The 6,609-nt window shown below is 68.0% G+C and carries 6 protein-coding genes; all 6 read left to right on the forward strand.

The window, feature by feature from the left end; genetic code table 11:
- The first annotated feature begins 328 nt into the window (after window positions 1-328).
- Window positions 329-1,816: a gamma-aminobutyraldehyde dehydrogenase gene (locus VFB40_RS18560; RefSeq protein WP_324852346.1), complete on the forward strand. Its 1,488-nt coding sequence runs from the start codon at window positions 329-331 to the stop codon at window positions 1,814-1,816.
- Window positions 1,817-1,964: 148 nt separating this feature from the next.
- Window positions 1,965-3,275 carry an ABC transporter substrate-binding protein gene (locus tag VFB40_RS18565; RefSeq protein ID WP_324852348.1) on the forward strand — a complete coding sequence of 437 codons (1,311 nt, stop codon included), beginning with the start codon at window positions 1,965-1,967 and terminating at the stop codon, window positions 3,273-3,275.
- A gap of 11 nt (window positions 3,276-3,286) precedes the next feature.
- A complete protein-coding gene (locus tag VFB40_RS18570) occupies window positions 3,287-4,486 on the forward strand; it encodes an ABC transporter ATP-binding protein (protein ID WP_324852350.1) in 1,200 nt (399 codons plus the stop codon).
- On the forward strand, window positions 4,483-5,424 hold the full coding sequence (locus VFB40_RS18575; protein ID WP_324852352.1) for an ABC transporter permease: 942 nt from the start codon (window positions 4,483-4,485) through the stop codon (window positions 5,422-5,424). The genes VFB40_RS18570 and VFB40_RS18575 overlap by 4 nt, the downstream gene beginning before the upstream one ends.
- Window positions 5,424-6,320, forward strand: a complete 897-nt coding sequence (locus tag VFB40_RS18580) for an ABC transporter permease (protein WP_324852354.1) — start codon at window positions 5,424-5,426, stop codon at window positions 6,318-6,320. Before VFB40_RS18575 ends, VFB40_RS18580 begins: the two co-directional genes overlap by 1 nt.
- 2 nt (window positions 6,321-6,322) lie before the next feature.
- Window positions 6,323-6,609, forward strand: a 287-nt coding sequence (locus VFB40_RS18585; RefSeq protein ID WP_324852356.1) for an FAD-dependent oxidoreductase, incomplete at its 3' end; no start/stop codon positions are given.

A 6,609-nucleotide genomic window follows, 5' to 3' on the forward strand; every position in this document is an offset into this window, starting at 1 on the left:
AGCCGGTTACCTGCGGCAGGACACAGTGTCTGGTCCAGGCCGCAGTGGGATGCACTCTGACACCTGGACGCGGCGGAGGCAAGTGCCCGAAGGTGAGCGGAGTCGGTTACGGACTCCACGAGATTCCGTCGCCGCAGCGAATTTCCTCGACGGAATCCCTTGTTCCAGGGGCGGCGGTCTGTCACGATCCTCGGTTATGGCCTCCGTGACCTGCGGAGGGTGCCGGCCGAGCCGGGGCGACAGGTTGTGAACCCCGGCGGCCGGCCGGCAACGGCGGCGAGCAGTCAGGCAGTGCAGACCACGATCGGATGGGTCCGGGAGCGTTCTCGTGCACCAGTACATCGGCGGCGGGCTCAAGCGGGCTCGCGGCGGCGAGACCCAGGCGGTCATCGACCCGGCGACGGGGCGAACGGTCGTCCTCGCCGATCTCGCCGGCCCGGACGACGTCGATGCGGCGGTCGCGGCGGCCAGGCGCGCCTTCCCCGAGTGGTCGGGCGCGGCCCCGGGGGAGCGGTCTGCCGCGCTGCAGCGGCTCGCGACGCTGCTGGACGGGCGTTCGGACGAGCTGGCGCGCACCGAGTCGACGCAGACCGGCAAGCCGATCCGGCTCAGCACGGGCTTCGACGTGCCGGGAACCCTTGACAACGTGGCGTTCTTCGCCGGAGCCGCGCGGCACCTTGAAGGCAAGGCGCAGGCGGAGTACTCGGCGGACCACGCGTCGGCGGTTCGGCGCGAGGCGATCGGCGTCGTCGGCTCGATCGCGCCGTGGAACTACCCGCTGCAGATGGCGGCCTGGAAGATCCTTCCGGCGATCGCGGCGGGCAACACGATCGTGCTCAAGCCCGCGGAGATCACCCCGCTCACGGCCCTGATGTTCGCGCAGGCCTGCACCGAGGCGGGGATCCCGGACGGCGTGGTGAACGTGGTGACGGGTACCGGGCCGGTGGCCGGCGAGGCCTTGATCGGGCACCCGGATGTGAACATGGTCTCCTTCACCGGCTCGACCCCGGTGGGGAAGCGGGTGGCCCAGCTCGCGGCGGAAACCGTCAAGCGAGTGCACTTGGAGCTCGGCGGGAAGGCGCCGTTCGTCGTGTTCGACGACGCCGATCTCGAGGCGGCGGTGCACGGCGCGGTGGCCGGTTCGCTGATCAACACCGGGCAGGACTGCACCGCGGCGACGCGCGCGTACGTGCACCGCTCGCTCTTCGACGAGTTCGTCGCCGGCGTCGCCGACCTCTTCGCGAAGGTGCGTCTCGGCGATCCGTTCGACGAGGCGACCGACCTCGGCCCACTCAGCTCGCACCGCCAGCGCGACCGGGTCGCGGCGTATGTGGAGCGCGCACGCGCCCAGGGCGCCAAGGTGGTCGTCGGCGGCGAGGAGCCCGCGGAACTGCGCGGGACGCGGTGGGCCGACGGCGCCTACTACCGGCCCACGCTCATCACGGGCGCACCCCAGGACTCCGAGATCGTCCGCGAGGAGATCTTCGGCCCCGTACTCGTCGCGCTGCCCTTCGACGGCGACGACGAGGCGATCCGGCTGGCCAACGACACCCCGTTCGGCCTGGCCGCCTCCGCGTGGACCAAGGACCTGGTCCGCGCGCACCGGGCAAGCCGCGACATCAAGGCCGGCTGCGTCTGGATCAACGATCACATCCCGATCGTCAGCGAGATGCCGCACGGCGGCTTCAAGCAGTCCGGCTACGGCAAGGACATGTCGGCTTACTCCTTCGAGGAGTACACGCAGGTCAAGCACGTCATGCACGACGTGACCGGCACGGCGCGCAAAGCCTGGCACCGGACCATCTTCACCATCTGAATACGACCGGTAGATCACTGGCGCGCGGGGTCAGGCACCTGACCCGGCGCCGCGGCTGAGCCAGTCACCCCTCCTCCTCTCTACCGCGCCCGCGGGCGCGTGACGGGACTGATATACCCCACGTCTCCAGCAGGAAGGCCCTTCCACGATGTCCGAGGCCGTACGCTCCGCACACATAGCCACACCGCAGCAGCTGGAAGAGGCGCAGGAGCAGGCTCAGCTTCTCGCCCGCGCCGCACAGGCCGGTTCGCTACGACGCTCGTCCGCGACTTATGCACAATCGGCTGCGGTAAGCAGGCGCTCCATTCTGCGCAACGCTGCCGTTGGCGGCCTCGCGGTTGCCGGCGCCGGGTCGCTCGCGGCCTGCGGTACCGCGCCCGCGCACAAGACCGTCCCGGTCGCACAGGCCACCGGCCACGCGGGCACCGACTACTCGGCCACCGAGAAGGTGATCAACTTCTCCAACTGGCCCGCGTACATCGACATCGACTCGAAGGACAAGAACAAGCACCCGACGCTCGATGAGTTCAAGGCGCAGACCGGGATCACCGTCAACTACACCGAGGACATCAACGACAACAACGAGTTCTACACGACGATCGACCCCATGCTGGCCGGCGGCAAGGACACCGGCCGGGACCTCATGGTGCTGTCCGACTACATGATCCCGAAGCTGCGCGAGAACGACTACATCCAGAAGCTGGACCTGGCGAACATCCCCAACCACGGCAACATGACGGCGCAGATGGCCAACGTGCCGGTCGATCCGGGCCGCCAGTACACGGTGCCGTGGGCCTCGGGCTTCACCGTGATCGCCTACAACGCCAAGCTCATCTCCACGCCGATCACCTCGATCAAGGAGCTGTTCACCCGGCCGGACCTCAAGGGCAAGGTCTCGCTGATGGCCGAGATGGAGGACACGGTCGCCTTCGCGCTGATGGCGCTCGGCAAGGACCCCTCGAAGTTCACCGACGACGACTTCAACGCCGCGATCGCCTACATCCAGAAGGCGAAGGACGCCGGGCAGGTGCGCGCCTACTCGGGCAACGACTACCTCTCCGACTTCACCCAGGGCAACACCGTGGTGACCATGGCCTACTCCGGCGACGTGGCCGCGCTCGGCATCGACTACCTCAAGACGGTCTTCCCGCAGGAGGGCTCGCTGTCCTGGTACGACAACATGTGCATCCCGAACTACGCGCGGCACAAGACCAACGCCGAAAAGCTGATGAACTACTACCTTCAGCCCAAGGTCGCGGCGGAGCTGGACGACTACATCAACTACATCCCGGTGGTCGAGGGAGCCGTCGACGCGCTCAAGACGCTGGACTCGACCGCCGCGTCGAACCCGCTGATCGTGCCGACCCCGCAGGAGCTGACCACCGCCAAGCCGTTCATGGCGATCACCGTCGCCAAGCTCGACGAGTACACGAAGAAGTACCTCCAGGTGACGGGCTGATGGTGACGAACATGGCGACCATCGAGACAGGCGCGGGCGTCGGCGCGATCGGCGACACAGGCGGCAAAGCGGGCGGCAGTGACCTGCGGCTGGAGCGCGTTACGAAGCGGTTCGGCGCGTTTACCGCAGTGGACGACATCAGCCTGACGATCCCGCAGGGCTCGTTCTTCGCGCTGCTCGGCGCCTCCGGCTGCGGTAAGACGACGACGCTGCGTATGGTCTCCGGGCTCGAAGATCCGACGCGCGGCCGGATCTTCCTGGGCGAGCGCGAGGTGACGGACCTCAAGCCGTACAAGCGGCCGGTCAACACCGTCTTCCAGAACTACGCGCTCTTCCCGCACCTGGACATCTTCGAGAACGTAGCCTTCGGGCTGCGCAGGCGCGGGATCAAGGACGTCAAGCACCAGGTCGAGCAGATGCTGGACCTGGTCGAACTCGGGCACCTGGCCAGGCGCAAGCCGGCCCAGCTCTCCGGCGGCCAGCAGCAGCGGGTCGCGGTGGCCAGGGCGCTGATCAACCAGCCGCAGGTGCTGCTGCTCGACGAGCCGCTCGGCGCGCTGGACCTCAAGCTGCGCCGGCAGATGCAGATCGAGCTCAAGCGGATCCAGACCGAGGTCGGCCTCACCTTCGTGCACGTGACGCACGATCAGGAGGAGGCGATGACCATGGCCGACACCATCGCCGTGATGAACTCCGGGCGGATCGAGCAGCTCGGCTCGCCGGCCGACCTGTACGAGAACCCCGCCTCGACCTTCGTGGCGAACTTTCTCGGCCAGTCCAACCTGATCATCGGCGAGGTGACCGCCAAGGACGGCGACACGATCAGCGTCGACGCGCAGGGCCAGCGGCTCACCCTGCCGGCCGCGCGCAGCCGGGTGGACACGGGCCGGATCATCGCGGGCGTGCGGCCGGAGAAGGTCTCGCTGGCCACCGACGCGGCGCAGATCCCGAGCGGGCACAACGTGCTGACCGATGGCGTGGTCAGCGACACCTCGTTCATCGGCGTCTCGACGCAGTACCTGGTCAAGATGCCGTGGGGGCCGCAGGCCGGCTGCGAGGAGATGAGCGTCTTCGAGCAGAACACCGGCCGGGAGATCCACCGGCCGGGCGAGCCGGTGCTGCTGCACTGGGACCCGACGCAGACCTTCGGCCTCGACGGCGCGCAGGATCTGGACGCCGGTTCGGATCCCGACGACGAGGCGGCTGCATGAGTGCGCAGACGGTGAACGTCGGCGTGCCTCCTGCGCCGCAGCCGGTCGGCGAGCCGGAGCCCGCGCCGCGCCGCAAGCGCAACCGGCTGCCCTATCTGCTGCTCGCGCCGACGGTGCTGTGGCTGGTCATCTTCTTCGTGGTGCCGATCTTCACCTCGGTCTCGGCCTCGGTGCAGGAAGGCAGCCTGGACCAGGGCTACACCCTCACCTGGCACTGGGCGAACTTCTCGGACGGCTGGTCGCAGTACAACGGCCAGTTCGGCCGCTCGCTGCTCTTCGCCTTCCTGTGCACCGTGTTCTGCCTGCTGATGGGCTATCCGCTCGCGTACTTCATCGCCTTCAAGGGCGGCAAGTGGAAGACGCTGCTGATGGCGCTGGTCATCGTGCCGTCGTTCACCAGCTTCCTGATCCGCACCATCGCCTGGAAGACGATCCTGTCCGACAACGGCGTGGTCGTGCACATCCTCAACGACCTGCACATCCTGAACTTCACCTCGGCGATCGGGTTCACCGTCGGCAACCACGTGCTGGCCAGCCCGGCGGCCGTGGTGTGCGGCATGGTCTACAACTTCCTGCCGTTCACCGTGCTGCCGCTCTACACCTCGCTGGAGAAGATCGACCCGCGGCTGCACGAGGCCGGGGCCGACCTGTACTGCTCGCCGCTGACCACCTGGCGCCGGGTCACCCTGCCGCTGTCCATGCCCGGCGTGGTCGGCGGCACGCTGCTGACCTTCATCCCGGCGGTCGGCGACTACGTCAACGCGCAGCTGCTCGGCAACCCGAACACCCTGGTGATCGGCCAGAGCATCGAGCACGAATTCCTTCAGGACTCCACCGGCTACCCGGTGGCCAGCGCGCTGTCGGTCATCCTGATGGCCGCGACCCTGGCGATCGTCCTGGTGTACGTCAAGAGGGCCGGAACGGAGGACCTGCTCTAGTGTCCGCGCTGACTACCAGCACCGCCGCCGCGAACCGGTCCACGACCGCGACGTCTTCGAGCAAGGCGCCCGCCGCGCGCGCCACGCGCCGCCGCAGTCCGCTGGAGTGGACGCGGGCGCACGTCCTGGCCACCACCTCGGTGCTGATCTTCGTCTTCCTGCTGGCGCCGAACGTCGTGATGCTCGTCATGTCGTTCAACTCGCCGATCGGGAAGTACAACTACATCTGGCACCAGTTCTCCACCGACGCCTGGCGGCACCCGTGCTCGGTCGGCGACATCTGCCAGCACATGGGCCTGTCGCTGGAGATCGGCGTGGTGGCCATGATCGGCTCCACGGTCCTGGGCACGATGGCCGCGTTCGCCATGTCGCGCCACCGCTTCCGGGCCCGCCCGGCCGTCAACGTGCTGCTCTTCCTCCCGATGGCCGCGCCCGAGATCATCATGGGCGCCACCCTGCTGACCCTGTTCTTCTCCACGATCGGCAGCGGCTCGATGGGCTTCTGGACCATCGTGATCGGCCACATCATGTTCTGCCTGAGCTATGTCGTGGTCACGGTCAAGTCGCGGCTGGCCGGCATGGATCCGACGCTGGAGAAGGCGGCGCAGGACCTTTACGCCACCCCGCGCCAGACGTTCATGAAGGTGACGCTGCCACTGGTCGCGCCGGGGATCATGGCCGCCGCGCTGCTGTCGTTCGCGCTGTCCGTGGACGACTACATCGTCACCAAGTACACCGCCGGCGATCAGATCACCTTCCCGCTCTACGTCTACGGAGCGGTACAGCGCTCCGTGCCGACGCAGATCGACGTGATCGGGTCGATGATGATGCTTGTGACGATGACGGGTATCGCGGGCATGCTCGTGGTCGGTCGGCTACGGGCACGGCGGCGGTGACTATGGACGTGAACCATGCGTTGGCCGGGGCCGTACCGCAGTCGTTCTGGCTGGACGACCCCGGCCGCCCCGCGCCACTGCCGCCGCTGCGCGACGACGTGCGCTGTGACCTTGCGATCGTCGGCGGCGGATACAGCGGGCTGTGGACCGCGCTGCTGGCGAAGGAGCGGGATCCGGGCCGCGACGTGGTCGTCCTGGAGGGAGCGCGGATCGGCTGGGCAGCCTCCGGTCGCAATGGCGGGTTCTGCGCCGCGTCGCTGACCCACGGCCTGCCTAACGGAATCGAGCG

Origin of the sequence: Actinocrinis sp. (assembly GCF_035650855.1) — a bacterium.
GTDB lineage: Bacteria > Actinomycetota > Actinomycetes > Streptomycetales > Catenulisporaceae > Actinocrinis.

Coding starts and splice junctions, on each gene's coding strand:
- VFB40_RS18565 (WP_324852348.1), top strand. CDS start 1,965: ATGTCCGAGGCCGTACGCTCCGCACACATAGCCACACCGCAGCAGCTG.
- VFB40_RS18570 (WP_324852350.1), top strand. CDS start 3,287: ATGGCGACCATCGAGACAGGCGCGGGCGTCGGCGCGATCGGCGACACA.
- VFB40_RS18575 (WP_324852352.1), top strand. CDS start 4,483: ATGAGTGCGCAGACGGTGAACGTCGGCGTGCCTCCTGCGCCGCAGCCG.